This window comes from Chryseobacterium sp. BGARF1 (genome assembly GCF_001677955.1).
GTDB lineage: Bacteria > Bacteroidota > Bacteroidia > Flavobacteriales > Weeksellaceae > Chryseobacterium.
The window spans coordinates 1-1,119 of sequence record NZ_LELA01000159.1 but is presented as its reverse complement, the minus strand read 5'-3'; the positions used below and the strand labels follow the sequence as shown (position 1 = coordinate 1,119).

Annotated in this window: 1 protein-coding gene; it reads right to left on the bottom strand. The window is 28.0% G+C overall.

All coding sequences use genetic code 11. The features are described from left to right. Window positions 1–523: 523 nt before the first annotated feature. The gene (locus tag AB671_RS21130) at window positions 524–865 is read right to left on the bottom strand and encodes a hypothetical protein (protein WP_066764894.1); all 342 of its coding nucleotides are present in this window, start codon (window positions 863–865) and stop codon (window positions 524–526) included. Window positions 866–1,119 lie beyond the last annotated feature (254 nt).

Here is a 1,119-nt window from a genome sequence, read left to right as displayed (position 1 = left end):
TTATGAACTTCTAATGGAAAGTTCTGAAAACATGGTCAAATTATCTGCCATAAAATTATTACTCAATAAAATTTAAACAGCCTCTAAAATTAATTCTTGTATGCTTTGTAAGTTTTATTTTTCTTACTATTCTTTCCGTTGTTGTGATCTGAAAAGAGATCTTTATTTTATAAAAAATATTCTTCCATCCCATGCAAATTCTCCACCTCGTCCCAAGGTTGTACTATAAATAATGCTCAGACAAATCAATGAACTTATGATAATGATGGGGAGCCAGTATTTATCGTTGTTTTTCTTAATGAGTCGTCTCGTGATTAGAAAATGAATGAGTGTTGCCAAAATAATTGGAGAAAAATAGATTATATTTCCAAGTCCATGACCAAAGTTTAAGAGCCCAATAAGAGTCAAAATACAAAGTGCAATTAATACACGTAAAACGACAGTGTTGATTGCTTTTATATTCATTTTATTTAATTTAATCTATTTAAAAATTCTAAAGTCCTCAATTATGGCAGAGCCATATCTATTTTCCCATTATTTTTTTCAGCTTGATAAAATCTCCGCAACTTCCAAAATTCCTGATGCTTTTTTCTGTTCCGATTATTGTTGCAAGATGGCAACTATAGCAAATCTTGGCGATGCCGATAATTTTATTTTTTTTGCTGAAAATTAAAATATCTCTAAATATAGGGATGCATAAACTTTCCAAATTGTCACTACAGTTCTTTTCGCTGAAAATATCATTTATTTCAGGGTATAGTTTTTTATCGAGATTATTTTTCTTAAAACCATATTTTATAAGTTTTTTGGGAAAATCTTCTTCTATTTTTTCAGGATAATTATTTCTTAATATTGATAGAAACAAAGCATCTTTCTTACTTATTTTTTTATACTTGTATGAGTTTTTCTTTCTCTGATATTCTATATTAGAAATACCTTGAGAACTAATATCTGTCGAGTAATAATCTACCTAGTCAAAATCAAAAAAAATTGATTCCTGAGCGTTGATTTCAGAAGAGGATGAAAAAAATTTATGTATATCCGTAATCATCCATAATTTCGTATATTTGTTTGTTATATAATAAGTTAGATGGATATATTTAGTTTTACGGCTGATTT